We start from the raw sequence: 26466 nt of genomic DNA, 5'->3' as shown, positions 1-26466 counted from the left end.
TATGGGGGCACTGACGAAAGCTGAGATGGCCGAACGTCTGTACGATGAGCTGGGCCTGAACAAACGAGAAGCCAAGGAACTGGTGGAGCTCTTCTTCGAAGAAATCCGCCAGGCACTGGAACTCAATGAGCAGGTTAAGCTCTCAGGCTTCGGTAACTTCGATCTGCGCGATAAGCGTCAGCGCCCCGGTCGTAATCCAAAAACAGGGGAGGAGATCCCGATCACGGCGCGCCGTGTCGTGACCTTCCGCCCCGGCCAGAAGCTCAAAGCCAGGGTTGAAGCTTATGCTGGAACCAAGTCATAACGACGAACTGCCTGTCATACCCGGCAAGCGGTACTTCACCATCGGCGAGGTCAGTGAACTCTGTGCGGTCAAACCGCACGTGCTTCGTTATTGGGAGCAGGAGTTTCCACAGCTCAACCCGGTCAAGCGTCGTGGCAACCGTCGGTATTACCAGCGCCAGGACGTGCTGATGATCCGTCAGATCCGCGCCTTGCTGTACGACCAAGGCTTTACCATCGGTGGCGCACGCCTTCGCCTGACCGGCGAAGAAGCCAAGGACGACACCACCCAGTACAAGCAGCTCATCAAGCAGATGATCGCCGAGCTGGAAGATGTACTCCACGTCCTGCGCAAATGATTTGTAGAAAAACCTTCCACAATTCAGATGCTTAGTTTATAGTCTCTCCCGCTTTCGGCTAATCCCGAAGGCACCAGCAACACCCGTCGGGGCGTAGCGCAGCCCGGTAGCGCACTTGCATGGGGTGCAAGGGGTCGAGTGTTCGAATCACTCCGTCCCGACCAACAAATCCCTACATTAGAGCCTGGTCAGTGATGACCAGGCTTTTTTGTGTCAGGGACTTTTGCGGGACTTTTTTCATCCTGCCATCCTCCTCAAAATTGTCAGGGCCGGCCCGCGCGAGTCGGTAGCCGAAATCCTGTTGGCTTCATCGATCAGTTTGCCCAGCTCGGCGGCCGAGTAGTGACTGGTGATGCTGCCGTTCTTGTGGCCCAGCAGAGCCTTCCTGTCCTCCTCCGTTACCCCTGCTGCCCGAAGTCTTCGACCGAAGGTGTGCTTCAGATCGTGAACGCGGATCGAAGCAAATCCAGCTGGGGCAGGGCGCAGAAAACGCTCTTGGAACTTCTTCGCTGCTCTGACCCGGGCTTTCTTCCATGCCGAATCGTTCATCCGGTGAACTGGAGTGGCCTTGCCGTTTCGATCGGGTTGTCCGTAAGGAAATACCCAAACCGGATCAAGCCCACGCTGTCCCTCGATAACCGACTTGGCTACGTTGTTGAGCACAACGAGGCGCTCGTCGCCGTTCTTGACCCCAGAGCTCTCATGTCGGCCACCAAAATCCGCCGGTATGAGAAACACGCTGGTGTTGAGTTCAGGAATCGGTATCTCCCAATCCCAGCGAAGCTTCACGACTTCCTGCTCTCGTGAACCGCTGTTGACCTTGTAAAGGGCCATGCGGCGCAAATGGTCAGGCAGTTCGGCGAAGAGAATCGACTGCTCTTCCCAGGACATCGGGTAGGGCATGCGTCTGGTTTTCTTCTCTTCCAGCTTGGTGATCATCGGTACTACGTCGAGCCAGGGACGCTTCTGCTCATCACGCCATTTTCGGGCGCATAGATTCAAGATGCGTATGACGCGTTCCAGGGCAATGTTCACCGTGCGGTGTGAAACTCCAGGCTTCAACTTGCCATCGCTGGTTCTGCTGCTCTTGAGTCGATCCCTTATGTAGGGAGCCAGGGTCTCATCGTCGACATGAGTCAGAGGCTGGTCACCAATATACGGGTCCAACTGCTCCAGATAGATGGCCGTGAGGCCTATCGACGGCTGATCCTTGTACTCGATCAGGTAACGCGTAGCGGCTTCCCGCCAGGTTCTGATGGTGCGGACGCCATAGATCTTCTGTTCCCGGAGCTTTTCCAACTTGTGTATCAGGTATTGCTCTGCCTCCTTCCTATCGCTTGATCCAGTGCTTTCCTGAATTCGCTGACCTCTGAAGACCTTGTCGATGTGCCAGATCCCGTTCCTTTGGTAGAGGCCGCTAATGGTTTTTCGCGCCATGGTTTTTCTCCTTGGCGCTCGCTGCGGGAGTGATCATGTCCCTTGGCACCTTCCTTTTCAATGATGGCCCGGTCGATGTAGGCGTCTGCCCAGGCATCCAGCTCTTGGCGATCAAAGCCGATGCCTTGCACCCCAATGCGGAATTCCCGCACGTAAGGCCGGACGGTTTTGTTGAATTCTGTGCGGCACATGCCGAGGTAGGCTGGGGCCGCACTGGCTCGCAGGATTCGGGGTGGGCAGGTGATCAAGCGTGCAGCTATCTGTTCAGATGATGCGGGCATGAATGTCGCCTCCTTATCGGCCCTGATCCGTGCTGCAGATGCTGTCCACTGCTCGCTGGACGAACAACGTGGTGGAGGGGGCTGCGGAGGGTTTGGTACAACAACCGTTTTGACTCGGCTTGACCTGATGGATCGTGGCGTATGGCCTGCCGTTGGCTGTTGCGGTGATATCAGGCTTAAGGATTGATGAGTGTCTTCCGAAGACGTATCCCTGCAACCTAGTTCCAGTCCTGGTGGCCCAGTCAGTCGTGAGGAAATGTACGCAGAGGTATGGCGGCTTCCCATGACCAAAATCGCGGATCACCACCGTGTTTCCTCCAGCTTCTTGGCGCGCGTGTGCACCCGCATGAATGTTCCGCGGCCGCCGCGTGGGCACTGGGTAAAGCTGGCGAATGAAATACCCAGTCCTCAGCCACCCCTGCCTGAGTCTGGTCCTGGTGACCTGCAGGTTTGGCGCAGGGGAGATGCTCTTGGTGCTGTTTCTCGACCGGTGCCGAAGGCACCTGTACCGCGCAAAATCAAACCCGAACAGCTCCGTATATCGCGATCAAGGCGGCATCCTGTTGTCGTGGGGGCGTATGAGGTCTTTGAGCAGGGGCGCGTCATCGACCAAGGATTTCTCAAGCCAGGTAGGCAGCGCCTGGTGGATGTCGTGGTGACCAAGCCTCAGCTTGAGCCTGCCCTGAAGCTGGCGAATCAGCTGTTTCTCAAGCTGGAGGCTGCCGGCCATCGCGTGATGTTTGCACCGAGTGACCGAACCTATGCCCGGGCCTCCTTTGATGAACATGAGCACCCACCTAAGAAGCCAAGGCCCCGGTATCCGGCGTTGTGGTCACCCTCCAAGCCCACAGTGGTCTTCGTCGGGACGGTTGCCATTGGGATGACGTTGTTTGAGATGACTGAGGAGCTGGAGGCCCGCTACATCGATGGCAAGTACGTCCCCACCTCCAAGATACCGTCGCAGCAAATGCGCCGCCTAAGCCCAACCTGGAACTGGTCGACGCGCATGGATTTTGCGACCGGCCGTCTATGTATAAGGGCGTTCTCGCCATATCCGTGGACTGATTGGTCTCAGAGTTGGAAGGAGTCTAAGCAAGGCTCGCTACGTGGTCAGCTGGATGAGATCGTCCAGCAACTCACCGACGCCGCGCCTGTAATTGCCCGATTGGTAGAGGAGGCCGAGGAGCATGCCAGAATTCGGCAGCAGGAGGGGATGGAGCAGATCCGCCGGCGTGAGGAGAGAGAGCGAATTCGACTGCAAAACGAGGCAAAGGAGCAGGCGAAAACTGATTTGTTGAGTGCCATCAAGCATTGGGATGACATAAAGCGGATCCAGGCCTTTTTCAGTGATGCGGAGAACTCCGTATCGAATCTGCCCGAAGCTGCGCGATGCATTGCTATGGACAAGCTCGCCCAAGCGCGTGAGCTTGTTGGCGAGCTGGATCCGTTAAAGGCGTTGCTGGAATGGAAGGGGCCCCGGGAGCGCTGAGACTGATTCGGTCTGGGGTTACGAAATTCAGAAAATGCCCACTGATGGTGAGCGTTTTATGGGTTGTATAAACCTGTCGACCTGGAGGTATGCGCCTGCCCGTTAGTCCTTGTTCAACGTCCGTGACGCCGACCGGTGTGGCTGCGAGCAATACCTACAAGTATTGATGGATTTTATCGGCGCCCCCGGGTACGTCCTGTTTGCTTGATCTCTTCAAACGAGACAGGTTGTTCATGCTTGAACAGCTCAGCGATTTGGCGTGTGGCACTAAGCGCTGTAGCGATGAGGATCAGAGCATCAAGGGTGATCTGACCATTGGACTCGAACCGCTTAATGGTCGATTCGGAAATACCCGCCATCTTCGCCAAGGACTTGCGGGAGAGGTTCTGTGCGAGTCGCGCTTCCCTTGCGGGTATCACCAGTCAGAAGGTTACGCCATCGAGAAGGACGACCTCTCGGTGTGGATGATTGCCTATGCGCGAGTACTGGCCGCCCTCGACTCTGAACTCAATGTGATACCGGCAGCCATGCCCACTTTGGACGAAATATCCATGACGTATTCGACTGATGACTGCCGTGCTGCAGGTTGCAGCGCCTGAAGGTGCCTGTGGGAGGATGCTTACCAGTGGCACTGACTACCTGTTCCGCTACCTCGAGGACGCCAAGACTCAGAGGCTACGGAACTAAGCAATCGCAGCAAAGCGCTCGATGCGCGGCTGTTCGCGATGCCTGGCTTGCCAGAGATCGTAGTCGGCCTGCACTCCAAGCCAGGTACGAGCTTTGCCGATGCCGGCCAACTCTAGGCGAACAGCCAAATCCGGACTGACCGGCGCATGGCCGTGCAAGATGCGAGACAGGGATTCCCGCGCAAAACCAAGGCGGCGGGCAAGTTCGGCAATGCTGATGCCCAGTTCGGGGAGCACGTCCTCAAGCAGGGTTTCACCAGGATGCGGTGGGTTGAACATGGTCATGGATAACCCCCTCATGTTTAGTGGTAGTCAAGGTAGTCGACGAGTTCGATGTCGCTACCCACGAATCGAAATATCACTCGCCAGTTTCCATTGACGGTGAGTGACCAGAACTCTTCCAGTTCCCCCTTGAGGGGATGTAGCCGCCAACCGGGGATGTCGAGGTCGGCGGGTTCATTGGCTCTATCCATAAAACTCAGCATTCGGCCCAGGCGCTTTGCGTGGTTGGCCCGAATGCCTTTGGTTGAGCCAGATTCAAAGAAAATGCGTAGACCTTTGTGCCGGAAGCTTACGATCATAATGATGAGTGTGATGTATCAGGTCACGGTTTTCAACCGTGTGTGGGTTTTCTGCCGTTGCAATCACAGCAGCTGGGAGGGGGATGCAGGCTTATCAATTGCCTGTGCAAGATTGTGTATTTGTTCTCCTGAACACCCGATCCCTCGCCATGAAGGCTTCCAGCATGTGCGGGATGAGCGTCAGGGCGTCGACCTCTTCGCCATAGATCCGCGAGTGCACTGCCGCGTAGCGCTCGAGGTCGGCCTTCAGGCTGACGGGGCAGGTGAAGGTCAGCTTCAGGTTCTCGGTTCTCGGCAGTGGGCCGAGGCGCAGCTTGGTCATGCTCATTGCGGGGTTCTCTGTTGAGTGGAGAAAGGCTGATAGGGGCGCAGTACCAGGTCGCGGTTGACGATCACGCGTAGGGGCAGCCCAGGGCGCTGGGTCAGCGTGGGCTGGATATCGAGGTTGCGGCGGGTGACCTCTTGGCCAACTTGGTTCACTGTGTCCTGCAGGCTGTCGCGCCCGGCGATGATGATGCGGTCGCCATCGGTGCTACTGGTCGGTGCCGCCAACTCTGCACCGATGCCCAGCAGGCTGGTCATGGCCGCGCCTGCGACGATCCGATCCCAATGCCAGTCGACGCCATCCTCGAGACCGGCATAGCCGGCGGCATCGGTACCGACCAGGTTGTCGAGCTGGAAGGACGAGGTGTCTGGCAGGATCACTCGCTGCCACACCACCTGCACGCGGCTTTGTCCGTAGCTCACCTGGCTGTTGTAGCGGCCCAGCAGGCGGGCGCCTTGGGGGATCAACACATGCTGGCCGGTGGCGCTGTCGTAAACCGGTTCGGTCACCGTGGCGATCACATCGCCGGGTAGATCCGACTTGATGCCGGTGATCAGCGCCGCCGCGATGACGGTGCCGGCCATCACTTGGTAGGGCGATTCAGGCATCTGCAGCAATCCGGAATTACGGATTTGTGCGTTTACGGATTTACTGAGAAACGCCTCGTTCCGCTCCTGCTGCATTGGTGTTCCTGCGGCGGCTACTGCGCCTGACGAAGCCATACCCAGAGCCGGGGAATCGAGTTGAGCGCCACCAGCAGATGCGACGTTCGATTTCCGCGCGCTGCTGGTCTGGAAAAACACCGAGGACTGCGCTGCCTCTTCGGCTTCCTTGAGCAGGGCCAGGCGCTCTGCTTCGGCGGCATCTGGCCCATGTCCATAACCTTGCGCCTGCTGCTCCGCCCTGAGAATTGGCCCGCCCAGATCGCCGGGCAGCGGCGGCCCCAGTTGCGGTACTTCGGGCGCAGCTGGAGGCGGCAGCTGCGAGTAGTCTGCCGGCAACTGCTCCAGCCCCTCGGAGCGTGCCACGCGGTCGACGTTGTATAGCTCGTTCGGCTCGGCGCCCTGGCGGCGCTGCCGCGGCTGCAGCGACCACAGCATGGCTCCGAGTACCGCAGGCGACACGCCGCCGACCACTACCGCCAGCATGCGCGGATTGAGGCGGGTGACTGGGTGAGGCTTGGCGCGCAGCTCCAGCGACTCCGGCGCCTCCTTGGGCGGTAGCGAGGTTGCTGCGGCTTGGTTTTCGTTCTTGGACGTCATGCTCATGGCCTCCGTGCCACGCCGTCGGTGCGCTCGATCCGCACCACGTCACCCTTGTCGGCGCCCAGGCGCAGCTCGGCTGCGCCGAACAGGCGGTCGACGATGTAGTAGGGCGAGCGGAAACGATAGTTGACCAGTTGCCCCTCACCTTCGGGGCCAATTACGAACAGCGGTGGCAGCTCGCCTTGGGCGATGCCGGCGGGGAACTGGATATACACCTTACGGCCGTCATCGAAGGCGCGCAGCGGTTTCCAGGGCGGATTGCTACCGCTGATTGCATAACGAAAGCGCAGCTGCTCCAGCGCCAGGCCGGCATCCACCGGCGCCGCAGCCTGGGCTTCACTGGCGCGGCGTTGCAGGGCGAGCATGTGATCCTTCGGATAGTCCCAGGACACCGACGCCATCCAGGCCTGCTCGGTGGAACTCAGCTCGATCAGGTAGGTACGGCGCGTGGTGGTGATCACCAGGTTGGTCTTGAGGTAGACGCGTGTCGGCTTGATCAGCACGCTGGTGCGTAGTTCGTCTCCGCTTCCGCTGGTGGTGTCGCCTACGATCCAGCGCACGGTGTCGCCGGCGGCCACGGTGACCAGCTCCTCACCGGGCTGCAGGTTGATCGCCGTCACCCGCCCCGGACTGGCATACACCTGATACAGCGCGCCATCGGAGTAAGGCCAGACCTGGATGGCGTTGATATAGCCTTCCCGGCTCGGCGCGACTCGAGCCTCGCGATTGGCGCGCGAGACCCGCACTCGCTCATCGGCCGGTTCCTTGGCCGGCTTACTGCGCTGAGTTTCCGGCAATGGCTTGAGCTGGGCGGGCAGGGCCAGGGGCTTGGGTACTTCCACTACCTCGATGGGCTTGGGCGGCTCCGGCAGGCGCTGCGCTTCTACCGGTTCATCCAGCGCGATCACTGGCGGTTCCTGGCTGGCACAGCCGGCCAGCACGCTCAGCAGCAGAGGGCAGATTGAGAGGTTAAGGGAGGTTTTCATGGTTTCTTGGCTCCTTCCGTAGTGTCCAGCTCACGGCTCCAGGACAGGCCGTTGACGTAGATGCCGAGTGGGTTGCGGCGCAGCTTTTCCTCGGTGCGCGGAGGCTGCAGCACCAGCGAGATCACCGCGGTCCAGCGCTCCAGGCCGGCGGCCGAACCATTCACGAAACGGCGTTCGATCCAGCGCACCTGGAACGAGCTGTCGCTGGCACGCACCACACTGGTGACCTCGACCGATACTGACTCCTTGCCGACCCGGGTGAAGGGATCGTTGGCGCGGGCATAATCATTGAGGGTTGCCGCACCGCGGTCGGTGGTGGAGTGATAGGCCTCCAGCCAGTTCTGCCGCACCACCACCGGATCGATCGATAGCGAGCGCACCTGCTCGATAAAGCGGGCCAGGTGATGGGCGATCTGCGCATCCTGGGGCTGGTAGGGGCTGGCGGCTTCGCCGACGGCACGCACCTGGCCGAGGTTGTCGACCTCCACCACGTAGGGCGTCACCGTCGACTGCGCCGAACGCCAGACCAGTCCGCCAGCCATCAGCAGCGCCAGGCCCAGGCAGCCGAAGGCCATCAGTCGCCAGTTGCGTGCCTGCGCCAGGCTGCCGCCCATGCGCAGGTCCCAGGCCTGTGCCGCTGCCTGATAAGGGGTGACAGGTTGAGGAGTGTCGCTGTAGCGCACCCGTGGACGTGTGAATCGCATCTTCGTCCTCCTTTACGAATTCGATGGGTCGCGGATCTGCGGCCCTGGTGATGAACCACCACCATCGCCACTACGAAGGCTGTGGGCGACTGTGCTGGTGGCCTGTGAGAGTTTTTGTCTGCGCTGCAGGCGCCTGGCCCAGTCGGGCTGTTTGGCTGGGGCAGTTGCAGGATCGGAAGCGGCGTGCGCGCCGCTAGCTGCAGCGCCGGAAGAGGCTCCTGCCAGAGAGCGAGCGCCGCCCATTGCCAAACGTGCTGCACCGGGTGCCATACGCGCGCCGGCCAATACCGCGCCGCCGACACCCGTGGCGACTGCAGCCGCACCTGCTGCCATGCCCGCCGCACCGAGCGCAGTGCCGGCTGCTGCACCAGCACCCAGTTGCGGTGCGCCGGAGACCAAGCCGGTGGCAATGCCCGGCCCGAAGATGCCCAGGCCCAGCAGGGCCAGCGAGGCGAGCATGACCACCAGCGCATGGTCGATGGAGGGTTCGTCCGATACGGCCTGGAACTCGGCGAACAGCCCGCTGCCAATGCCGACGATCACGGCCAGCACCAGCACCTTGATGCCGGACGCGACCACGTTGCCCAGCACCTTCTCGGCGAGAAAGGCGGTCTTGTTCCACAGCGCGAAGGGCACCAGCACGAAGCCGGCGAGGGTGGTCAGCTTGAACTCGACCAAGGTCACGAACAGCTGAATGGCCAAAAAGAAGAAACTGACGATCACCACCAGCCAGGCCAGAAACAACACCAGGATGCTGTGCAGGTTGCTGAAGACTTCGGGAAAACCGCTGAGGCTGCTGATTTGCTCAAGCAGCGGCCCTCCGGCATCAACCCCAATCGCGGCCAATCGCCCTGGCTGCAGAAACTCCGCATGACTCAACCCGGAACCTGAGGCCAGCAGACCCAACCCGGCGAAGGAGTTGAAGACGATCTTCGCGAGCACGTTAAAGTTGCCGATGATGAAGGCGAAGGCACCGACATAGAGGGTCTTGCGGATCAGCTTGGCGCTGACATCCTCACCGCCCATGGCCCAGAACAGCCCGGCCAGGGTCATGTCGATCACCACCAGAGTCATGGTGAGAAAGGCCACCTCACCGCCGAGCAGGCCGAAGCCGGTGTCGATATACAGCCCGAACACCTCGAGGAATCGGTCGATCACGCTTACGTCGTTCATTGCACGTCCTCGTCGAAGCTTGGCGGGATCGCGGGCAAGTCGGTAGGCCGCAGAAACTCGCCGGGCCGAGCACAGCCGGAGTAGAAGCGTTCAGTCGCATCGTCTTGCCGAGCCATGACGCCGTTGTCGCCCTGTCCGCAGGCGACCAGCACCAGCAGCGGTAGCAGTGTCAGGAATCTCATGAGGGCGCCTCCCTACCGATAGAACTGCACGGGGTAGGGGGTGTAGGGCGTGCCGCTGCCCATAAAGCGTCGCCGGCGTTCGCGCGCCTCCTCGGCTGCTGCAGACTGCCGGGCAAGTTCTAGGGCGACGGCGCGGTTCTGGGTGATCTGCAGTTGCTGCGCCTGGATAGACTGCTTGGCCTGTAGGGCCAGCAACTGGTTGGTGGCTTGGGCAGCCTGCAAGGCGCCACCCGCAGACTGGCTCTGTTGCACTAGCGCGGCCAAGGCGCTCTCCTCCTCGGCCAGGTTCTGCGTCACCTGAGCCTGTACACGCAGCGCCGTATGCAGCCCGTCGAGGCCCTGCTGCCAGCGCTCGCGCGCCTCCTGGGCCAGACGCTGGCTGCTGACGTCGCCGGTGTACTCGTTCGGGTAGAGTCGGCTGAATTCCTGATCCAGGCGCTGCACTTCGTAGGCCAGCCCTCGCGCCTCGGCGAGCAGCCGCTCAGTATTGGCCAAGCTCGCGCGCAACTGGCTGACCACGTCGTAGTCCAGGCGCTGAAGGTGACGGGCCTGGTTCAGCAGCATCTGGGTCTCGTTCTGTAACTGGCGAACCTGGTTGTTCGCCATCTCCAGGGTGCGCACCGCAGTCAGCGTGTTCTGAACCAAGTTGGTCGGATCGATTACGGTGAAAGCGCTGGCCGGCTCCACGGCCAGCAGACCCAGTACCAGCAGCGTGGCGCAGGGGAAACGGTGGGCAGGGGATCTCATGGCAGGCACTCCTTGCGTGACGAGGGATAAGCGGTGAGTAGGTCGGCGGCCCAGTCCAGGCGGCGATGGCGTAACCAGGCAGGGGCGAAATCGGCCGCGCCGGACGCCCGCAAAATGCGGTCGATCTCGCGCTGCTCGGCCGGGCTGGCCGAGGAGGCGAAGGCCAGCGCCACCGGCCCGAGGTCGAGGTCGAACAGGCGGTTGCCCAGGCGCGACTGGTAGTAGTAATCACGCTTGGGCGTGGCCTGGGCGATGATCTCGATCTGCCGGTCGTTCAGTCCGAAGCCTTGGTAGATGCCGCGGATCTGCGGCTCGCCCGCCTGCGGGTTGGGCAGGAAGATGCGGCTGGCGCAGCTCTCGATGATCGCCGCAGCGATGCTGGAGTCCTTGATGTCGGCCAGCGACTGGGTGGCGAAGATGACGCTGACGTTCTTCTTGCGTAGGGTCTTGAGCCACTGGCGGATGCGCGCGGCGAATAGCGGATCGTCGAGAAACAGCCAGGCCTCGTCGAGGATCAGCAGTGTCGGCGCGCCATCAAAGCGCTCCTCGAAACGGGCGAACAGGTAGCTCAGCACGGCAGCCACCGCCGCCTTGCTGTGCATCAGTTCCTCCATCTCGAAACACTGCACGTCGGCGTTGCCCAGACGATCCTGATCGGCGTCCAGCAATGCGCCATGCGCGCCGCCCAGCACGTAGGGCTGCAGAGCCTGGCGCAGGGCGTTGTCCTGCAGCAGCACGGATAAGCCGGTCAGTGTGCGCTGTGCCCCGGGCGCGCCGGCCAGGCTGTCCAGCGCCGTCCACAGAGCAGTCTTCTGCTCGGGGCCGACGGCCACGCCTTCCTGCAGCAGGCGCGCCTCCAGCCATTCGGCGGCCCAGGCGCGGTACCCCGGCTGGTCGATGCGCGCCAGGGGCTGGAAGGCCAGGTCGCCATCGCCGCCTAGGTCGTAGTGCTCGCCGCCCAGGCCCAGCACCGTTGCGCGCAGCGAACGGCCCATGTCGAAGAAAAACAAGCGCGAGTCCGGGTAGCGGCGAAACTGCAGGGCCAGGGTCGCCAGCAACACCGACTTGCCCATGCCGGTGGGGCCGGCCACCAGGGTGTGGCCGACGTCGCCGACGTGGGTAACCAGGCGAAAGGGTGTGGCGCCATCGGTGCGGGTGATCACCAATGGCGGGCCATCCAGATGTTCGTTGCGCACCGGGCCGGCCCAGACTGCCGAGACCGGCATCAGGTGCGCCAGGTTGAGCGTGGAGATCAGCGGCTGGCGGACATTGGCGTAGGCGTTGCCGGGGACCGACGATAACCAGGCCTCCACCGCGTTGAGAGTCTCGGCGATGGTGACGAAACCGCGGCCCTGGATCACCCGCTCGACCCGGCGCAGCTTCTCGTCGGCGATCTGGGCATCGGCATCGCTCACCGTCACGGTGGCGGTCACATAGCCGAAGGCGACCTGGTCGGCACCGAGTTCCTGCAGCGCCGCATCAGCGTCCCTGGCCTTGTTCGCCGCGTCGCTGTCGAGCAGCGGGCTTTCCTGCTGGAAGATAGCTTCGCGCAGCAGCGCCAGGACGCCCTTGCGTTTGGCGAACCACTGCCGGCGCAGGCGCACCAGTTCCTTCTCGGCCTCGTCCTTTTCCAGGCAGATAAAACGGGTCGACCAGCGATAGGCGAAGCCCAGACGGTTGAGGTCGTCCAGCACGCCTGGCCACGTCGAGGTGGGAAATCCACGGACCGACAGCGTGCGCAGGTGCTGCTCGCCCAGACGTGGCGCCAGGCCCGTGGTCAGTGGACTGTCGGCCAGCAGGGCATCGAGGTGGAAGGGCACTTCGGGCACCGCCAGCCGCTGGCGGTGGGTCGATACCGTGGCGTGCAGGTAGGTCAGCGTCTGGCTGTCGTCGAGCCAGGCGAGCTCCGGCAGTACCCCGTCCAGCAGGTCGAAGAAACGATCCGTCTCGGCGACAAAGGCGGTCAGTCGTTCGAGCCAGTCGACACCACGTTGCGGCCGATGCTCATAGAGCAGGCTGGCGGCGCGCGAGCGCGACTCCTCTGGCGGCAGGTAGAGCAGCGTCAGGTGATAACTGCTCTCGAAGTGGCTTCCGTGCGCCTCGAAGGCGGCGCGACGCTCCTCGTCCACCAGCCAGGACAAGGGTTCAGGAAAGTCGCTGTCAGGGTAGTCGGCGGCCGCCAGGCGCTCGGCCTCGATAAACAGCGCCCAGCCCGAGCCAAGGCGGCGTAGGGCATTGTTCAGGCGCGCCGAGGTGGCCACCAGTTCGCCTTGGGTGGCGCTGTCCAAATCTGGCCCGCGAAAGCGCAAGCTGCGCTGGAATGAACCGTCCTTGTTCAACACGACGCCAGGGGCGACCAGGCCGGCCCAGGGTAGCCAGTCGGAGAGCTGGGCAGGGCGACGTTGGTATTCGGTTAGGTTCAGCATGGCGGCCTCCTCACACATCCAGCAGCGACGGCTGCTTGATGTGCCGGGCAAACACCTGCAGGAACTGCGGGTCCAGACGGGCACCCCAGACCGCCAGCGAGTGGCCTACCAACCAGAGCACCAAGCCCGACAGCCACAACCGCAGACCCAGGCCGACCACTGCCGCCAGAGTGCCGTTGAGGATCGCCACGTTGCGCGGGGCTCCACCGAGCAGAATCGGCTCGGCCAGCGAGCGGTGCATGAGCACCTCGAAACCGGGGATGAGTTCGCGCTCGCCGTTCATACGATCACCGCCCCGCCGGCAAAGCTGAAGAAGCTGAGGAAGAACGACGATGCGGCGAACGCAATCGACAGACCGAAGACGATCTGGATCAGCTTGCGAAAGCCGCCGCTGGTATCGCCGAAGGCCAGCGTCAGGCCGGTGGTAATGATGATGATCACCGCGATAATGCGCGCCACCGGACCCTGTACCGAATCAAGGATCGATTGCAGCGGCCCTTCCCAGGGCATTCCGGAGCCGGCTGCGAGAACCGGCAGGGAGGCGCTCAGGCATAGGGCTCCTAGCATCAAGGCACTGACGGAGCGGCGACGATTAGCAACGCGAGGATGGCAGGCAGTCATGGCTGTTTTCCTGAGTAAGCGAAGGAATGAATGCGGGGGCGATGGACGTAAGTTGATAGCCGCGCTCGTCATAGCCGGTGACGCGGGCGATCTGCTGGACATAGCGCGTGCGGCCACGCCCGGCGAGAAACACCACCAGATTGACCGCCTCGGCGATCAACGCCCTCGGCGCGGTTAGGGCGACTTCCAGAATCAGTTGCTCCAGGCGCAGCAGTGCGCCCTGTGCAGAGCCAGCGTGAATGGTGGCGATACCGCCGGGATGGCCGGTGCCCCAAGCCTTGATCAGATCCAGCGCCTCACCGCCGCGAACCTCGCCGACCACCACGCGATCGGGGCGCAGACGCAGCGTGCTGCGCACCAGATCAGCCATGGAGACCACGCCAGACTTGGTGCGCAGAGCGACGTGATCGAGGGCCGGACACTGCAGTTCGACCGTGTCCTCCAGCACCAGCACGCGGTCGCCGCTGCCGGTCACTTCGGCTAGCAGCGCATTGGCCAGAGTGGTCTTCCCGCTGCTGGTGCCGCCGGCAACCAGGATGTTCTGCCGCTCACGCACGGCTACGCGCAGGTGTTCTGCCTGCGCGGCGCTGAGAATGCCGTCGGCCACGTACTGCTGCAGCGGGATGACGCCGGCTGCGCGCTTGCGTAGAGCAAAGGTCGGCCCGGCCACCACTGGCGGCAGTACGCCCTCGAAGCGCTCGCCAGTCTCTGGCAGCTCGGCGCTCAGCAGCGGCTTGTTACGATGCACTTCCTGGCCGACATGCGCTGCCACCAGGCGGATGATCCGTTCACCATCGGCATCTGCCAGCGTGCCCAGACGGGCGCGGCCAGCGGACAGGCGATCTACCCAAAGCGCGCCATCGGGGTTGAGCATCACCTCGACCACGTCCGGGTTGTCCAGGGCAGCAGCGATCAGTGGCCCCATCGCCGTGCGCAGCATGCGCGTGCGCCGATCCAGGGACGTTGCCGCAGCGCTCAGCATTGGGGAGGGGGCGACAGTCATGGACGCTCTCCCGAGAACTGAGCCTCTGCCTGAAGCTCTTCGTGCACGTCTCTGACCAGGCTGCGTCCGCGCTGCAGGTGGCGCCCCAGTTGCTCGACGAACTGGCTGAAGCGCAGCTTGCCCTGCGCGCGTGCTGCTTCTTGGTGAGCCTCGGGTACAGGCGTGCTGACAGTGAGGTAGTAGCGCACGTAGAGCGCCACAGTCTCGATCAGGATGTTCTGGTCGCGCTCCAGGCGCTCTAACTGACGTGACAGGCGATCCAGGCGTTTGGCTATGGCCACTTCGCGTTGCTCACCTGACTCGGGCGACAGCCAGGAGGCTAACGCCGCAGCGATGATTGAGGACTTCGACACGCCCTTGGTGATCGCCAGTTCCTTCAGGCGCTTGGCATGCTCGGGTTGGATAAACAGGTTGAGGCGGGCTCGGCTCATAGGACTATTCCATCGTCAGGGTCGAGGGCGGCCAGTCGCGCCACGCGCTGCAGGCGTGGATCCGGCTGGGTGGGGAAGGGAGTGGGAATGTCGTCCTCGTCGAGCAGGAGCAGGTCGCTAGCTAGCTCGTCGTGATCCGGCAACTGGGCGAGCTCCTCTAGTTCGGGCTGACGGCGTGGGCCGCCGTCCTCGACGCTTTCTACATTGGCCAAGTGAGCCTGCGCAGCGTCGGGGGCCGAAGGCACGGCCAGGTCGCTCCAATCGTCTGCGCGTGGCGACGGTGCGTCGGCATAGCGGCCCGGCTGCAAGCGCGGGGCGGGCAGCACCCGGCTCTGGAAGTTGGCGTCGGTGAAGTAGCGCAGCTTCTTCGCGCGGATTGGCGCTAGGCCCGAGAGCATCACCACGGCCTTGTCGCTGGGCAGTTGCATCACCTCTCCCGGGGTCAGCAGCGGGCGTGCGGTTTCCTGGCGCGAGACCATCAGGTGGCCGAGCCAGGGCGCCAAGCGATGGCCGGCGTAGTTACGCTGCGCGCGCAGTTCGGTGGCAGTACCCAGGGTCTCTGAGATGCGTTTGGCGGTGCGTTCGTCGTTGGTGGCGAAGGTCACCCGCACATGGCAGTTGTCGAGGATCGAGTGGTTCTGGCCGTAGGCCTTGTCGATCTGGTTCAGTGATTGCGAGATTAGGAAGGCGCGCAGCCCATAACCGGCCATGAAGGCCAGCGCCGTCTCGAAGAAGTCCAATCGCCCCAGCGCCGGAAACTCATCGAGCATCAGCAGCAGCTTGTGCCGGCGCTCGATGCCGTCGGAGCCGTCGAGCGACTCGGTCAGGCGCCGGCCGACCTGATTGAGGATCAGGCGGATCAGCGGTTTGGTGCGGCTGATATCCGAGGGCGGCACCACCAGATACAACGACACCGGATGCTCGGCCGAGATCAGGTCGGCGATGCGCCAGTCGCAGCGTGATGTGACTTCGGCCACCGTTGGGTCACGGTACAGGCCGAGGAAGGACATGGCCGTGGACAGCACGCCCGAGCGCTCGTTGTCGCTCTTGTTCAGCACCTCCCGGGCGGCTGAGGCCACCACCGGATGGGGGGCATCACCTAGATGCGGCGTGGTCATCATCCGGTGCAGGGTCAGTTCGAAGGTGCAGGCCGGATCGGAGAGGAAGTTGGCTACGCCGCGCAGGGTCTTGTCTTGGCCGGCGTAGAGCACGTGCAGGATGGCGCCGACCAGCAGCGCATGACTGGTCTTCTCCCAGTGATTGCGCCGCTCCAGCGCGCCCTCTGGATCGACGAGGATATCGGCGATGTTCTGTACGTCGCGTACTTCGTGGGCACCGCGACGCACTTCCAGCAGCGGGTTGTAGGCGGCCGAAGCGAGGTCGGTGGGGTTGAACAGCAGGCAGTGGGAGAAACGCGAACGCCAGCCCGCAGTCAGGCTCCAGTTCTCGCCCTTGATGTCGTGGATGACTGCTGAGGCAGGCCAGGAGAGCAGGGTGGGTACCACCAGGCCGACGCCCTTACCCGAGCGCGTCGGCGCAAAGGTCAGCACATGCTCGGGGCCTTCGTGACGCAGATACTGGTCGTCGAACTGGCCGAGGAACACGCCCGCAGGCTGGGTCAGACCAGCCTTGCGAACCTCATCCGCATCGGCCCAGCGCGCCGAGCCATAGGTGGTGACGCGCCGTGCCTGGCGTGCCCGCCAGATAGCCATGCCGATGGCCACCACCAATGCCAGCAGGCTGCTGCAGGCAGCGATGCTGCCGCCGACGTTGAAGACGTCCCGCGCATAGGCATCGAAGACGAACCACCACTCGAACAGGCGCCAGGGGTGATACACTGGCGTCCCCAGCAACTCGAACCAGGGCGCTCCTAGGCGAGCCTGATAGCCGAGCGCGGCAGCCGTCCACTGCGTGGCACCCCACACCCCGGACAGGGTAACGGCCAACACCACCAACACCTGGCCGTACAGCACCGTCGTCGCTTGCATCCCTGAACCCAACCTCCCAGGCAAAACACACGGCACGCAGAAGTGCCGCGGACGAAAGGTTCGGCATTGGGAGGGGAGGGGTCAAAGACCGTTTTGGCGGGGACTAAGAAGGTAGGGGCAACACAGCAGGCTGTGGCGGTTGGCGGATAAACTCAGCAGGGTACGGTGTACGCGACCGGTAGATGTCGACCCGAGGCTGTCGCTGGCGACGGGCAGAAACCAGCCGAATACGCCGCTACGTGAAATCTGAGCCTAAATAGACCTCTGCCAAATTTTAAGATTTCAATCTCGGGCGCCAATTTTTCCGCCGTGAAAACCAAGGCCGACTTTTTCAACAGAATCGGCCAGAAGCGGTCGCTCGCGAGGGGTTGAAGTAGACACCCATACCAAGCTTAAGCGCTTGCGTTGAACCCGTCAGTTAGACCCAGCCCAAGGTGGCAACACAATTTTCTGGATGATATGCCTCTTTAGCCCCCGAAAGATGCAACAGGAAGGAATGACTCCCCTGTTTGCGAAGCGTGTCGACGAACCCGTCGAACAACATCAATGCACGTCATACCGCCGGTGAGAATAAGGTAGATGTGCGATGCATCGAGCAGCAGTAAAGTAGTTTTCTTCCCAGATGCTTCTTTTAAGGCCACCGATGAATAGCCTGCCATGGAAACAAACAAGCCCATGGTGTTGTCTGCCTTGCTTTCGACCTTGCTCCGAAAAATATCGATGTCAGGGCTACCGGCTTGGACGGCCGTGAATTTCAGTTCAATGAGGTAAGTTGTTCCATCAATTGTGAGGGAACCATCGATTTGTCTGCCACCTGTGTTGTATGGCCTGCGATGCTCAATTTCTGTGAAATTTAGAAAGTCGTAGAACCAGTCTTGAAAAGCGTAGCCTCCTGAAGCCGTCCCCATCTGCTGTGCTAGTTCGTTGAGCCTGTTCATCAAGTCTGCAAGGCTTGCTTTTTCACGTTGAACTGCTTCGCGTTCTTTTCGAGCCTTTTCCTTCACAGCCTCGCGTTCTCGCTCGGATCGTATTTCCTCTGACTGTCGAGTGATAAACGCTTTCAGTTCCGCGACTGCTTCGGACGCACATTGGATTTTTTCAGCTGAGTCTTCCCAATTTCGAAGGTCAGGAAAAGTGGTCTGCTCCGCGAGGAAAATTGCCATTTCGCCGATTACAGCCTTGCCCTTATCGCTTCGTTGCAGTGCCGCGAAGGTACGGTCTAAGAAGTCGCGCTTGCTTTCATCAGGAGACCATGATGCCAAGTGAGCTTCGGCGACATGGGTTTGTCGCAGAAATTTGCGAAGAGACTCTTTTCGCCAGAAAGATTTCAGCACTGCTTCATATGCAAGTTGGACAAGATGCGGCGTGATTTTTATTGCCATATTTTCAATCTTAAATGTACTAGAATTTTAACTGGGTAAAATATAAACTCACCGCCTCATGCTGCTTTGCGCGCCGACCCTATGGGTTGTGAGGTATGTCATAGTTTAACTTCTTCAATGATGAGCTGGATGTTCGGATCAGCGACATCCATGACCTCGGAGATCGTGGGAGGATCGCGTCGATAGGTGAGATTGAGAGATGCAAGTAGGCGGTTTCCGTCTACAAGCTCTACGAAGAAACCCTTCTGTGCTGCTAGCGCTTTCTCCTTGGAAAGCCCATGGGTAAAACCGGATGACGTAACAAGTAGCGAGTTTGTGGTGCCGTTTATTGCCATAGTCCCAATAAGTTCTCGAAGCACTCGGACACCGACTTTATTCCTTGTGTGCTTGACTTGTGCATAGACGTCACCAAATTCGGCATGGTCTACGATGACGTCAATGCCTCCATCTTTAGATCTGGCAGTCACACGTGCTTGATACCCAAACTCCCGGAAAACTCCCTTAGTTACATCTTCGAGAGCAGCCCATTCTGCTGAGGTGCCTTTGCCAAGCAAATGGTCTCGAATCTCGCCTTCCAAGATGGTTAGTTGTGCATCACTTGGCCCAGGAGAAAACGTTCTCAGTGCAGCTCCGGTTGCAGTAAGGATATGAAGTGTGTGATCAAGGCCGCAAGCGCTATCCCAAGTATCTTTAGAGACGAACCACCAGCCGCACAGGGCGCAACACATCACTTTAATATATTTGGAATAGCGTCGACCGTCTGACTCGTCGTATCGATCAGAAACGGCAAGAGCCTGGCTGCATGCGCAGCAGGGGCAAAAGCTGTTGCGAAATACAGACGTGAGCAGAGGAGCGGATTGTGTGTGGCTGTTGTACTGCCAGACCGGTGAGGCCATGTTCGAGATGCCTAAATAAACTGCACGTGTGAGGGAATGTTTTTCGCCACATGCGTCGCATATGTTCCTTGTCCACGCATAATCTCTTGAGCTAGGTGAAGCGACTGCTAGAAGGGCAAAAGCGACAAGACTCATCTCGAGATTACGGAGTCGTTGCCCATGTGTCTATGGTCGGTTATGGGAAAGCGTCTCCGTCTAGGAACGTCTGCATCTGGCCGATTCTGTTGAAAAAGTCGACCTTGGCTGGATCGGCCATTCCGGCGCTCAAAAAACGCACGATCTTGGCGCTGCTACGTAAAAACCAGGCTGACTTCCACCTTCCAAACACCTTAGATTTCCACCTCAGCAACGCTCGTTCGTGGGGTAGTAATCGCGAAGGAACTTTTTCAACACAATCGGCCGATTTCTGCCGGTTGTGATCGGCAGTCCGTGACCGGAGGCCGCTCCCTACCTCATGGTAGGGTTCACCCTCAGCGCTGGGAGCTATTCGGCTAGCAGCGTTGTAATTTGGTTGATGCTGATTACTTGCTCGCTCCCGATCATCTCGGAATGGGTAGCCTGGATGATCGAGGTGACAGGGCGCGGAGTCATCAGCGCCCAGCAGACGTTGCCTGGAGAGCGAATCGAGTTGTAGCGAAGGCCTGTGCATGCTGCCCGCTTCACTTCGCTTCCCAATTGATTTGGGTACTCGGCGAGTGATTCTGCCGACTCGCCGCTGTTGCAGGGAGGAATAGCGCTCCGTTGAGCTATGCCAGTTCGCGTATGAGCTCCGGATGCTTGCTCAGGATACGGATCAGGACAGTGGCCTGGTCGTTGGGCTTTGAGCGGTTCTGTTCCCAGTTCTTCAGGGTTGCAGGCTTGGCGTGGATGGCCTGCGCAAATACACCCTGGGACATCTGCAGCTTTTCGCGCAGTGCGACGATTTCCGCGCCTGTCGCGGGTTCGATTGGCTTGTATTCGACCTTGTGAGTACGCAGCGTACGCTTGCCTTCACGTGCTGCGGCCAAGTCGTCGAAGCCTTCGATCAGCTCGGAAAAAATATCGCGTTTGGTCATGGTGCTTGCCTCGCCTCAACTTCGCGCTCAAGGAGCGCTTTCAACTGCCTACGCTGGTCACTGCTCAGCTCATCGAGTTCGTCTTTGTCATACAGGGTAAAGAGCCAGAACTGCAGACCGCTGTGCCAGTAGTAATAAATCACCCGAACGCCACCTCGCTTCCCCTTGCTGCGCCTGACTGATCCGAAGCGGACCTTCCTCAGACCACCGCTGTTGGCGATGACTGCGCCCACCTCCGGGTTGGCCAAGAGCATTTGCTGGAATAGCGAGTATTCGCCGTCATCCAGGTGGGCTTTTCGGTTGCGCTCAAAGGGTGACAGTTCAACGAACAATGCTTTCATTTTTGTGCGCTATTTACGTATATTTAACGGTGAGTGTCTTCTTGTCAAGAAAGGGGCTTTTTGGCCAGATACAACAAATGCGGCAGCCTGGCTGGGCTGCCGCTAAGACGCTCTTCTGGGAGGGCTCGCCGCGACGGGGAGATCTAGTGCCTCGGGCGATCAGGCGATTTCCTTCTGTGATGCGTGATCCGGCAGCAACGCCTGGCGTTCCGCCGGGCTCACCCGCCCAATAAATCGCGCCAGTTGCTCGGCCGGCTCGCCTTTGCGCCTTACCATGTAGGTGGTCAGCATCGATGCGCAGCCGTCTAGCGGCCTGGCCACGACGTCCGGATTGTTCAGTTCGTTGATGCGGGCCAAGCTGGAGAAGCCCAGACCGTAACCCGCGGCGACCAGCGCCATCATCAGATCCAGAGTGGGAACGTGGTCAGCAATGGTCAGTCGCGTATCCACGGCGCCCAATACCCGCTGTAATTGTTGCCAGAATCCTTGGCAGACCTGCGGATCGCAGAGCACCAGCGGGTAGCGCACCACCTCATCGAGCGGTACGCGCCGGTAGCTAAGTAGCGGGTGGCGGGCAGGCACCGCCACAACCAGTGGATCGAACCAGACCGGCTCGGCCACCAGCCCTTCGCCGAGCTCGTCCGATTGAGCGAGCCCGATGTCGTACAGGTCATCGTTCAGCCCTCTGACCTGTTCGCTGAAGGTGACCTCCGACAGGCAGATCTCGACCTCGGGTTCTTCCTCGCGGCATTGGGCGAGCAGGGCGGCCAAGCGTGCCTGAGGTGTACCGTCGGACAGCGCCACGCGAATGCGCCCACGGTAGCCGGCCGCTGCGCTCTTGACGCTGGCCTTGGCCTGATCGACCACAGCGAGCACCCTACGCGCCTCTTTCAAGAGCACCTTGCCGGCCCAGGTCAGGCGCGTGCGCCGCGTGGTGCGTTCGAACAGTTGCACGCCCAGGCGGTACTCCAGTTCCTTGATGATCCGCGACAGGGGCGACTGTTCGATATGCAGGCGCGCGGCAGCACGCGCGAAATGCAGTTCTTCTGCAACGGCAATGAAACAGCGAAGGTGGCGCAGTTCCACGGCCTTTCCTCCATCAGTTAGATGTTGAATTTAAGCGTCGACGTTAGGCCCGGCGACGCAGATTGATGATTTGCAGCAGAGCACCCAAGGCGGCCACACTCCCTGCGCTGGCAGCCAGTGTCCAGGTAGGCATTTGCAACAGCAGCACGAAACCGCCGGCCGCGGCGCCGATAGCGCTGCCCAGGTAGAGCGCGGACTCGTTCAATGCGATGGCCAGGTTGCCGTCCCCCTGAGACTGGCGGGCAAGAATCAGTTCGTTGTTCTGCGGCACCTGTAGCGCCCAGCCGACGGCTCCCCACAGAGCAATAGGCAGCATTACCAGCCAGGTGCTGAGGGCAGCCGCCAGCGGCAGCACGAACAGCGACACGGCGAGGATGATCATGATAGCGAAGGTCAGCACCGGGCCCTTGATGCGATCCACCAGTGGGCCGATCAGGAAGCTGCCCAGCACACCGCCGATGCCCCAGACCCACAGATAGGGCGTGACCGAGCGCACCGCGCCGTAGGCCGGGTCAGCCAGCAGTGGGGCGATGAAGGTGTACATGCCCAGGCTGGCGATAGCAGCCAGCAGCGACACCAGCAGGATGACCAGCACATGACCGTCGCCGAGGATCGCCAGCTTCTGGCCCAGCGTTGTGGCAGTGGCCGCCGGCAATGAAGGGAGCTTCAGCAGCAGGCCGAAGAAGGCCACGAGGCCAAGCAGGGTGACCAGCCACAGGGCAGCCTGCCAGCGCAGCTGTTCGGCGATCAGCAGACTGAGTGGCACGCCCAGCACCACGCCGCTGGCCATGCCGCCCATGATGATGGCGATGGCCTTGCCGCGGCGCTCCGGGGTGGACACGGCGGCCGAGGCACCGATGCCCATGGCCAGGTAGACGCCTGCGCCGATACCGGCGATGGCACGCCAGGCCATGAGCACGGTGAAGCTCTCGGCCAGTGCACTGGCGGCGTTAGCAATGACGAACAGGCCCAGGGCCAGCAACAGGCCGGCGCGCTGACGATTTGCTGGGGTCAGGGCCACGAAGATCGGCGAACCCAGGCCGTAGGCCAGAGTGAAGGCGGTGACCAACTGTGCGGCCACCGCGACGGAGACCGCGAACGAGGACTCGATCATCGGGATCAACCCGGCGGTGACATAGGAGGCCATGCCTAGGGCGAAAGCCCCCAGCGCTATGAGGTAGATGGGTGATTGGTTGGGTGTGTGCATGCTCGGACTCGCTTGTGCTCCTTCGGAGCGCTTGGGTGGTACAGCGAATAGGAGTGACCCGCACCGGGGCCACTCCCGGTTTTGGGCTACAGCTTGAGACTGACGTCGTATTCGCTCAGCCAGGTGTTGAGGCCTACGGCTAGCTCTATCCCCATGCGTTCATACATGGGCGAGATACTTCCGAGCGGCTTGGCCAGGGTTTGCTGGACGCGGCTGCTGTCGAGCAACGCCGTCACCGGCGCATTGCGATCTGCCTGGATTTCGGTCAGCGCATCACGCAGTGCCTGCTCGTAGGCCGGATCCTGCGTCGAGGGGTAGGGGCTCTTGACCCGCTCGCTGATCGATTCGGGCAGCAGGTCGCGGGTCGCTGCGCGGAGAATGCTTTTCTCCCGCCATCAAAGGCCTTCATCGGCCAAGGAATGTTGAAGGCGTACTCAACCAGCCGGTGATCGCAGAAGGGCACCCGTACCTCTAGGCCAACCGCCATGCTCATTCGGTCCTTGCGATCGAGCAGGGTTTGGACGAAGCGTGTCAGGTTGACGTAGCTCATCTGCCGCATACGTTGGTCGAAGGCGCTCTCACCGGGCAGCACCGGTGCGTCGCCAATGGCCTGGGCATAGCTGTCACGCAAGAAGGTCTGCATGTCGAGTTGGGCTAGCAGGCCTGGGTCGAACAGGGTTTTACCGTCGAAGTACTTGCCTGTCACCGAGGTCAGCCAGGGGAAGGTATTGGCCTGAATGGCTTCAGGGTCGTGGAACCAGCGGTAGCCACCAAATACCTCGTCTGCGCTCTCACCAGAGAGCGCTACCGTCGAATGCTTGCGCACCTCCTGGAACAGTCGGTAGAGCGATGGCCACATGTCGCCCCAGAAGGCCGGAGGCAGGTCGAGGGCGCGGACGATCTGCGTACGCAGCGCCGGGTCGGCCAGCTCGCGGCTGTCGAGGATGATTTCCTGATGACTGGAGCGAATTTTCTCCACCAGGTCGCGTACGAAAGGAGCATCCGGGGTACCGCGCACTGCATCGCCGGTGAAGCCGCTGCCGTGGTCGACGAAGTCGACAGAAAACGAGCGGATGTTCTCCTTGCCCTCAGCTAGCAACTTTTTAGAAGCCAGCGCGGTGATGATCGAGGAGTCCAGCCCGCCCGAGAGCAGACTACACAGCGGCACGTCGGCGACGATCTGGCGGTCGACGATGTCCACCAGCAGGTCGCGGGTATGGCGGATGGTTTCGTCTAGCGTGTGCTCGTGCTCGCGCGCCTCCAGCTTCCAGTAGTGGCGACGGCCCGGGCCCTGGCGGTTGATGCGCACGATCTCGCCGGGCATCACCTCTCGCATGCCGTCGAACACAGCATGGCCCGGCGTCTTCACCATCTCCAGGATCTCGCGCAGGCCGTCTGCACGCACCTTGCGCGGTACCAGTGGATTGGCCAGCAGCGCCTTGGGCTCGGAGCCGAACACCACGCCGTCGGAGGTAGGGAAGTAGTACAGCGGCTTGACGCCCATGCGGTCGCGGATCAGCAGCAGCTCCTGTGAGCGCAGGTCCCAGATGGCAAAGGCATACATGCCGTTGAGTTGCTCTACGAAGGCCTTGCCCCATTCGACATAGGCGCGCAGCACCACCTCGGTGTCGCTGCGGGTCTCGAAACGGTGGCCAAGTCGTTGCAGTTCGGTGCGTAGCTCGCGGAAGTTGTAGACCTCGCCGCTGTAAGTGATCGCGGCGACCTCGCGCGGGCCACCGTGCATCGCTGTCATCGGCTGGCGGCCGCCCTCCAGGTCGATGATCGATAGGCGCCGATGGCCCAGACCGACCGGGCCGTCAATCCACAGACCGCCTGCATCAGGGCCTCGCAGTGCCATTGTGTCGGTCATGCGCTGCAGGGTTTCGCGTTGCGTTTCCAGGTTCCGGCTGTAGGACAGCCATCCAGCGATTCCACACATAGTCCTTCTCCTTGTGATTGAGTTACCCGAGGCTTTCCAGATCGCTGTCCTCGGCCAGCAGTACGCGCGTCTCGCCATGGACGTAGCGTGCCGGAGCTGGGGTTTGGGCATGGGTTTCCAGGTCGTTGAGCAGGCGCTGCAAGGCCACAGCGGTATCGAGGCCGGCGAATGGCTGGGGTGGCGATTCTCTAAGAGCCACAGCGCGCACCACATGTCGGCACAGACGAGACAGCTTGTGCACGGTGTCCAGGCCAGGTTCGTCTGGGGCCGTGGCGAACTCGTGGAGCAGCTCCTCGCTGCCGTTGGCACCGCGCGTCCAGATGCGCAGTTGGTCGTGATCCCAGCGCGGCGTATCGAATATCAGGCGCGCATGGATCAGTCGGGCGTCGCGGTCGACGAAGCTGAAATCCACGGTGCGCTGGCGCACGATGTTGACGAAGCTGGCGTATCCGGTGACCCGCGCCTCGCCCAGGCTGGCGGTGAGTTGCACGGTGTCGAGTACCTCAGAGCCGGAGATGGAGAAGTCCGAGCGCACACCGAGCACACCATCGAGCTGGAGCTGGCCAGCACGCGGGCAGATCCAGCCGACCAGATCCAGGGCATGGATCACCTCGCTGGTCACGCCGCAGGTGTGGCGGTAGTCGTTGATGCGGTCCTTACCCCAGTGGAAGCTGGCGCGCACCAGTTGCCAATCGTGGCGCTTGACCCACTCGCGCAACTGCCGTGTTGCGTCCGAGTAGCGCTCCACCAGATCCAGGGCAAAGCCACTGACCTGATCTAGCGCACATAGCAGCTCGTCCAAGTCGTCACCGGGCGTGACTAGTGGCTTTTCGCAGAGCACAAACCCCCGGTAGCCGGCCAGCTGCTTGAGCACAGATGCATGGCTATGGTCGTTGACGCTGACCACCGCAATATCCGGCTCAAATACCTGTAGCGCTCGCTCGACGTTGTCGAAGTAGGGCTGTTCGGTCGTTTTCCGCCGGCGCCCGACATAGGCCAGCGACAGCGGCAGGCCGGTGCTCGTGGCGATATGCTCGAAGGCGCGGCGGTAACGGTTGCCGGCGTAGCCCAGGCCGATGATCAGGATCTTCACGCCGAGGCCTCCTGACGGATCAGCAGGCACTCGTCGCTGACGGCGAAGCCCAGGCCCTGATACAGCGTGCCGGCCTCCGCGGTGCTCTGCAGTACCACCGAGCCGACGCCGCGGTTGGCGAACCAGCGCAGCAGGTGCTGCATCAGATGCCGGGCGATGCCGCGGCCACGCCACTGCGGCTCCACCACCACCGATTGCACCCAGCCGGACAGGCCATTGAGGCAGCCCGGTGCCGGCGCACGCTGGTCGATAATGGCGGTCGCACAGCCCAGCACCTGACCGGATTTCTTGTGCTCGGCGGCGAGGATCTGCACGCAGTCACTGTCGTTCAGGCGGCTGCTCAGCCAGGTGCGGTAGGCCGCCCGCCAGCGCGTCGCATCTTCTGGTGTCTTGCTCGAATAGCTGGCGTTGGTGCCGTCCAGCAGATACGCGCGCAGTTCCACCAAACTGACCAGGTCGGCCTGGGTGGCCGGACGTACCGTGAAGAAGGACTGTTCCATC

General features: G+C 61.5%; 29 protein-coding genes, 1 tRNA gene and 2 pseudogenes. 6 read left to right on the top strand and 26 right to left on the bottom strand.

Features of this window, described 5'->3' with window-relative positions:
• The first annotated feature begins 1 nt into the window (after window position 1).
• From ihfA to BM154_RS01120, 3 genes are all read left to right on the top strand, one after another.
• On the top strand, window positions 2–304 hold the full coding sequence (ihfA, locus tag BM154_RS01130) for an integration host factor subunit alpha (RefSeq protein WP_013791841.1): 303 nt from the start codon (window positions 2–4) through the stop codon (window positions 302–304).
• Complete coding sequence (locus BM154_RS01125) at window positions 285–641, top strand: MerR family transcriptional regulator (RefSeq protein ID WP_013791840.1); 357 nt, start codon at window positions 285–287, stop codon at window positions 639–641. Before ihfA ends, BM154_RS01125 begins: the two co-directional genes overlap by 20 nt.
• Before the next feature lie 87 nt (window positions 642–728).
• Window positions 729–805 (top strand) — tRNA-Pro (locus tag BM154_RS01120).
• A gap of 73 nt (window positions 806–878) precedes the next feature.
• On the opposite strand, the gene BM154_RS01115 is transcribed toward BM154_RS01120, so the two are convergent.
• Window positions 879–2078, bottom strand: a complete 1200-nt coding sequence (locus BM154_RS01115) for a tyrosine-type recombinase/integrase (RefSeq protein WP_074879897.1) — start codon at window positions 2076–2078, stop codon at window positions 879–881.
• 35 nt (window positions 2079–2113) lie between these two features.
• Between BM154_RS01115 and BM154_RS24085 the strand changes: the two genes are divergently transcribed.
• Window positions 2114–2350, top strand: coding sequence for a hypothetical protein (locus BM154_RS24085; RefSeq protein WP_074879894.1), 237 nt, complete (start codon window positions 2114–2116; stop codon window positions 2348–2350).
• A gap of 292 nt (window positions 2351–2642) precedes the next feature.
• Window positions 2643–3848 carry a hypothetical protein gene (locus tag BM154_RS01100; protein WP_244157038.1) on the top strand — a complete coding sequence of 402 codons (1206 nt, stop codon included), beginning with the start codon at window positions 2643–2645 and terminating at the stop codon, window positions 3846–3848.
• Between the two features lie 173 nt (window positions 3849–4021).
• Here BM154_RS01100 and BM154_RS01095 read toward each other — a convergent pair whose 3' ends face one another.
• Window positions 4022–4207, bottom strand: coding sequence for a hypothetical protein (locus BM154_RS01095; RefSeq protein ID WP_244157037.1), 186 nt, complete (start codon window positions 4205–4207; stop codon window positions 4022–4024).
• Between BM154_RS01095 and BM154_RS24340 the strand changes: the two are divergent.
• Window positions 4182–4447: pseudogene (locus tag BM154_RS24340) on the top strand (hypothetical protein). The gene BM154_RS01095 and the pseudogene BM154_RS24340 overlap by 26 nt on opposite strands.
• A gap of 84 nt (window positions 4448–4531) precedes the next feature.
• Here the strand turns inward: BM154_RS24340 and BM154_RS01085 are convergent.
• The 24 genes and pseudogenes from BM154_RS01085 to BM154_RS00965 form a co-directional block, all read right to left on the bottom strand.
• Window positions 4532–4819, bottom strand: coding sequence for a HigA family addiction module antitoxin (locus BM154_RS01085; protein ID WP_074879886.1), 288 nt, complete (start codon window positions 4817–4819; stop codon window positions 4532–4534).
• 17 nt (window positions 4820–4836) lie between these two features.
• Window positions 4837–5115, bottom strand: a complete 279-nt coding sequence (locus tag BM154_RS01080; RefSeq protein WP_074879883.1) for a type II toxin-antitoxin system RelE/ParE family toxin — start codon at window positions 5113–5115, stop codon at window positions 4837–4839.
• A gap of 94 nt (window positions 5116–5209) precedes the next feature.
• Complete coding sequence (locus BM154_RS01075; protein ID WP_074879880.1) at window positions 5210–5443, bottom strand: DUF2274 domain-containing protein; 234 nt, start codon at window positions 5441–5443, stop codon at window positions 5210–5212.
• Window positions 5440–6702 carry a TraB/TrbI/VirB10 family type IV secretion system protein gene (locus tag BM154_RS01070; RefSeq protein WP_074879877.1) on the bottom strand — a complete coding sequence of 421 codons (1263 nt, stop codon included), beginning with the start codon at window positions 6700–6702 and terminating at the stop codon, window positions 5440–5442. The genes BM154_RS01075 and BM154_RS01070 overlap by 4 nt, the downstream gene beginning before the upstream one ends.
• A 2-nt stretch (window positions 6703–6704) precedes the next feature.
• Window positions 6705–7691 carry a P-type conjugative transfer protein TrbG gene (gene trbG / locus BM154_RS01065; protein WP_074879873.1) on the bottom strand — a complete coding sequence of 329 codons (987 nt, stop codon included), beginning with the start codon at window positions 7689–7691 and terminating at the stop codon, window positions 6705–6707.
• Window positions 7688–8395, bottom strand: a complete 708-nt coding sequence (gene trbF / locus BM154_RS01060) for a conjugal transfer protein TrbF (RefSeq protein ID WP_074879870.1) — start codon at window positions 8393–8395, stop codon at window positions 7688–7690. The genes trbG and trbF overlap by 4 nt, the downstream gene beginning before the upstream one ends.
• 12 nt (window positions 8396–8407) lie before the next feature.
• Window positions 8408–9568 (bottom strand): P-type conjugative transfer protein TrbL, encoded by a 1161-nt coding sequence (gene trbL / locus BM154_RS01055; RefSeq protein WP_074879867.1) that lies wholly within the window; start codon window positions 9566–9568, stop codon window positions 8408–8410.
• Complete coding sequence (locus tag BM154_RS01050; RefSeq protein ID WP_074879865.1) at window positions 9565–9750, bottom strand: hypothetical protein; 186 nt, start codon at window positions 9748–9750, stop codon at window positions 9565–9567. Before BM154_RS01050 ends, trbL begins: the two co-directional genes overlap by 4 nt.
• Before the next feature lie 12 nt (window positions 9751–9762).
• Complete coding sequence (gene trbJ, locus BM154_RS01045) at window positions 9763–10497, bottom strand: P-type conjugative transfer protein TrbJ (protein ID WP_074879862.1); 735 nt, start codon at window positions 10495–10497, stop codon at window positions 9763–9765.
• Window positions 10494–12923 (bottom strand): conjugal transfer protein TrbE, encoded by a 2430-nt coding sequence (gene trbE, locus BM154_RS01040; protein ID WP_074879860.1) that lies wholly within the window; start codon window positions 12921–12923, stop codon window positions 10494–10496. Before trbE ends, trbJ begins: the two co-directional genes overlap by 4 nt.
• A 10-nt stretch (window positions 12924–12933) precedes the next feature.
• On the bottom strand, window positions 12934–13206 hold the full coding sequence (locus BM154_RS01035; protein ID WP_074879857.1) for a VirB3 family type IV secretion system protein: 273 nt from the start codon (window positions 13204–13206) through the stop codon (window positions 12934–12936).
• Window positions 13203–13544 carry a TrbC/VirB2 family type IV secretion system protein gene (locus BM154_RS01030; protein WP_074879855.1) on the bottom strand — a complete coding sequence of 114 codons (342 nt, stop codon included), beginning with the start codon at window positions 13542–13544 and terminating at the stop codon, window positions 13203–13205. Before BM154_RS01030 ends, BM154_RS01035 begins: the two co-directional genes overlap by 4 nt.
• Window positions 13516–14484: a P-type conjugative transfer ATPase TrbB gene (gene trbB, locus BM154_RS01025; RefSeq protein WP_083414425.1), complete on the bottom strand. Its 969-nt coding sequence runs from the start codon at window positions 14482–14484 to the stop codon at window positions 13516–13518. The genes BM154_RS01030 and trbB overlap by 29 nt, the downstream gene beginning before the upstream one ends.
• A 59-nt stretch (window positions 14485–14543) precedes the next feature.
• Window positions 14544–14978 carry a CopG family transcriptional regulator gene (locus BM154_RS01020; RefSeq protein WP_074879850.1) on the bottom strand — a complete coding sequence of 145 codons (435 nt, stop codon included), beginning with the start codon at window positions 14976–14978 and terminating at the stop codon, window positions 14544–14546.
• A complete protein-coding gene (locus BM154_RS01015; RefSeq protein ID WP_074879847.1) occupies window positions 14975–16966 on the bottom strand; it encodes a conjugal transfer protein TraG in 1992 nt (663 codons plus the stop codon). The genes BM154_RS01020 and BM154_RS01015 overlap by 4 nt, the downstream gene beginning before the upstream one ends.
• 467 nt (window positions 16967–17433) lie before the next feature.
• Window positions 17434–18348: a hypothetical protein gene (locus BM154_RS01010; protein ID WP_244157034.1), complete on the bottom strand. Its 915-nt coding sequence runs from the start codon at window positions 18346–18348 to the stop codon at window positions 17434–17436.
• 98 nt (window positions 18349–18446) lie between these two features.
• Window positions 18447–19244: a restriction endonuclease gene (locus BM154_RS23520; RefSeq protein WP_167364643.1), complete on the bottom strand. Its 798-nt coding sequence runs from the start codon at window positions 19242–19244 to the stop codon at window positions 18447–18449.
• Between the two features lie 746 nt (window positions 19245–19990).
• A complete protein-coding gene (locus BM154_RS00995) occupies window positions 19991–20299 on the bottom strand; it encodes a helix-turn-helix domain-containing protein (RefSeq protein ID WP_074879837.1) in 309 nt (102 codons plus the stop codon).
• On the bottom strand, window positions 20296–20640 hold the full coding sequence (locus BM154_RS00990) for a toxin (protein ID WP_074879834.1): 345 nt from the start codon (window positions 20638–20640) through the stop codon (window positions 20296–20298). The genes BM154_RS00995 and BM154_RS00990 overlap by 4 nt, the downstream gene beginning before the upstream one ends.
• Window positions 20641–20799: 159 nt before the next feature.
• Window positions 20800–21726, bottom strand: a complete 927-nt coding sequence (locus tag BM154_RS00985; RefSeq protein ID WP_074879832.1) for a LysR family transcriptional regulator — start codon at window positions 21724–21726, stop codon at window positions 20800–20802.
• Between the two features lie 43 nt (window positions 21727–21769).
• The gene (locus BM154_RS00980) at window positions 21770–22933 is read right to left on the bottom strand and encodes an MFS transporter (protein ID WP_074879829.1); all 1164 of its coding nucleotides are present in this window, start codon (window positions 22931–22933) and stop codon (window positions 21770–21772) included.
• A gap of 86 nt (window positions 22934–23019) precedes the next feature.
• Window positions 23020–24872 (bottom strand): annotated as a pseudogene (asnB, locus tag BM154_RS00975) (asparagine synthase (glutamine-hydrolyzing)).
• Between the two features lie 22 nt (window positions 24873–24894).
• Window positions 24895–25965 carry a Gfo/Idh/MocA family oxidoreductase gene (locus BM154_RS00970; RefSeq protein ID WP_074879827.1) on the bottom strand — a complete coding sequence of 357 codons (1071 nt, stop codon included), beginning with the start codon at window positions 25963–25965 and terminating at the stop codon, window positions 24895–24897.
• Window positions 25962–26465, bottom strand: coding sequence for a GNAT family N-acetyltransferase (locus BM154_RS00965; protein ID WP_074879824.1), 504 nt, complete (start codon window positions 26463–26465; stop codon window positions 25962–25964). The genes BM154_RS00970 and BM154_RS00965 overlap by 4 nt, the downstream gene beginning before the upstream one ends.
• Window position 26466: the final 1 nt, after the last annotated feature.

Source organism: Phytopseudomonas argentinensis (assembly GCF_900113905.1).
Classification (GTDB): Bacteria; Pseudomonadota; Gammaproteobacteria; order Pseudomonadales; family Pseudomonadaceae; genus Aquipseudomonas; species Aquipseudomonas argentinensis.
This window is presented reverse-complemented; position numbering and strand designations above follow the sequence as displayed.

What these genes read in the sequence shown, in the direction of transcription:
- trbL (WP_074879867.1), bottom strand. Translation starts at nt 9,568, where the DNA reads ATGAACGACGTAAGCGTGATCGACCGATTCCTCGAGGTGTTCGGGCTG.
- trbF (WP_074879870.1), bottom strand. Translation starts at nt 8,395, where the DNA reads ATGCGATTCACACGTCCACGGGTGCGCTACAGCGACACTCCTCAACCT.
- BM154_RS01010 (WP_244157034.1), bottom strand. Translation starts at nt 18,348, where the DNA reads ATGGCAATAAAAATCACGCCGCATCTTGTCCAACTTGCATATGAAGCA.
- BM154_RS23520 (WP_167364643.1), bottom strand. Translation starts at nt 19,244, where the DNA reads ATGGCCTCACCGGTCTGGCAGTACAACAGCCACACACAATCCGCTCCT.
- BM154_RS00965 (WP_074879824.1), bottom strand. Translation starts at nt 26,465, where the DNA reads ATGGAACAGTCCTTCTTCACGGTACGTCCGGCCACCCAGGCCGACCTG.
- BM154_RS24085 (WP_074879894.1), top strand. Translation starts at nt 2,114, where the DNA reads ATGTCCCTTGGCACCTTCCTTTTCAATGATGGCCCGGTCGATGTAGGC.
- BM154_RS01050 (WP_074879865.1), bottom strand. Translation starts at nt 9,750, where the DNA reads ATGAGATTCCTGACACTGCTACCGCTGCTGGTGCTGGTCGCCTGCGGA.
- trbG (WP_074879873.1), bottom strand. Translation starts at nt 7,691, where the DNA reads ATGAAAACCTCCCTTAACCTCTCAATCTGCCCTCTGCTGCTGAGCGTG.
- BM154_RS00980 (WP_074879829.1), bottom strand. Translation starts at nt 22,933, where the DNA reads ATGCACACACCCAACCAATCACCCATCTACCTCATAGCGCTGGGGGCT.
- BM154_RS01030 (WP_074879855.1), bottom strand. Translation starts at nt 13,544, where the DNA reads ATGACTGCCTGCCATCCTCGCGTTGCTAATCGTCGCCGCTCCGTCAGT.
- BM154_RS01080 (WP_074879883.1), bottom strand. Translation starts at nt 5,115, where the DNA reads ATGATCGTAAGCTTCCGGCACAAAGGTCTACGCATTTTCTTTGAATCT.
- trbB (WP_083414425.1), bottom strand. Translation starts at nt 14,484, where the DNA reads ATGCTGCGCACGGCGATGGGGCCACTGATCGCTGCTGCCCTGGACAAC.
- BM154_RS01115 (WP_074879897.1), bottom strand. Translation starts at nt 2,078, where the DNA reads ATGGCGCGAAAAACCATTAGCGGCCTCTACCAAAGGAACGGGATCTGG.
- BM154_RS00995 (WP_074879837.1), bottom strand. Translation starts at nt 20,299, where the DNA reads ATGACCAAACGCGATATTTTTTCCGAGCTGATCGAAGGCTTCGACGAC.
- BM154_RS01095 (WP_244157037.1), bottom strand. Translation starts at nt 4,207, where the DNA reads ATGGCGGGTATTTCCGAATCGACCATTAAGCGGTTCGAGTCCAATGGT.
- BM154_RS01100 (WP_244157038.1), top strand. Translation starts at nt 2,643, where the DNA reads ATGACCAAAATCGCGGATCACCACCGTGTTTCCTCCAGCTTCTTGGCG.
- BM154_RS01125 (WP_013791840.1), top strand. Translation starts at nt 285, where the DNA reads ATGCTGGAACCAAGTCATAACGACGAACTGCCTGTCATACCCGGCAAG.
- BM154_RS01035 (WP_074879857.1), bottom strand. Translation starts at nt 13,206, where the DNA reads ATGAACGGCGAGCGCGAACTCATCCCCGGTTTCGAGGTGCTCATGCAC.
- BM154_RS01015 (WP_074879847.1), bottom strand. Translation starts at nt 16,966, where the DNA reads ATGCAAGCGACGACGGTGCTGTACGGCCAGGTGTTGGTGGTGTTGGCC.
- BM154_RS01070 (WP_074879877.1), bottom strand. Translation starts at nt 6,702, where the DNA reads ATGACGTCCAAGAACGAAAACCAAGCCGCAGCAACCTCGCTACCGCCC.
- BM154_RS01075 (WP_074879880.1), bottom strand. Translation starts at nt 5,443, where the DNA reads ATGAGCATGACCAAGCTGCGCCTCGGCCCACTGCCGAGAACCGAGAAC.
- ihfA (WP_013791841.1), top strand. Translation starts at nt 2, where the DNA reads ATGGGGGCACTGACGAAAGCTGAGATGGCCGAACGTCTGTACGATGAG.
- BM154_RS01020 (WP_074879850.1), bottom strand. Translation starts at nt 14,978, where the DNA reads ATGAGCCGAGCCCGCCTCAACCTGTTTATCCAACCCGAGCATGCCAAG.
- BM154_RS00990 (WP_074879834.1), bottom strand. Translation starts at nt 20,640, where the DNA reads ATGAAAGCATTGTTCGTTGAACTGTCACCCTTTGAGCGCAACCGAAAA.
- trbJ (WP_074879862.1), bottom strand. Translation starts at nt 10,497, where the DNA reads ATGAGATCCCCTGCCCACCGTTTCCCCTGCGCCACGCTGCTGGTACTG.
- trbE (WP_074879860.1), bottom strand. Translation starts at nt 12,923, where the DNA reads ATGCTGAACCTAACCGAATACCAACGTCGCCCTGCCCAGCTCTCCGAC.
- BM154_RS01085 (WP_074879886.1), bottom strand. Translation starts at nt 4,819, where the DNA reads ATGACCATGTTCAACCCACCGCATCCTGGTGAAACCCTGCTTGAGGAC.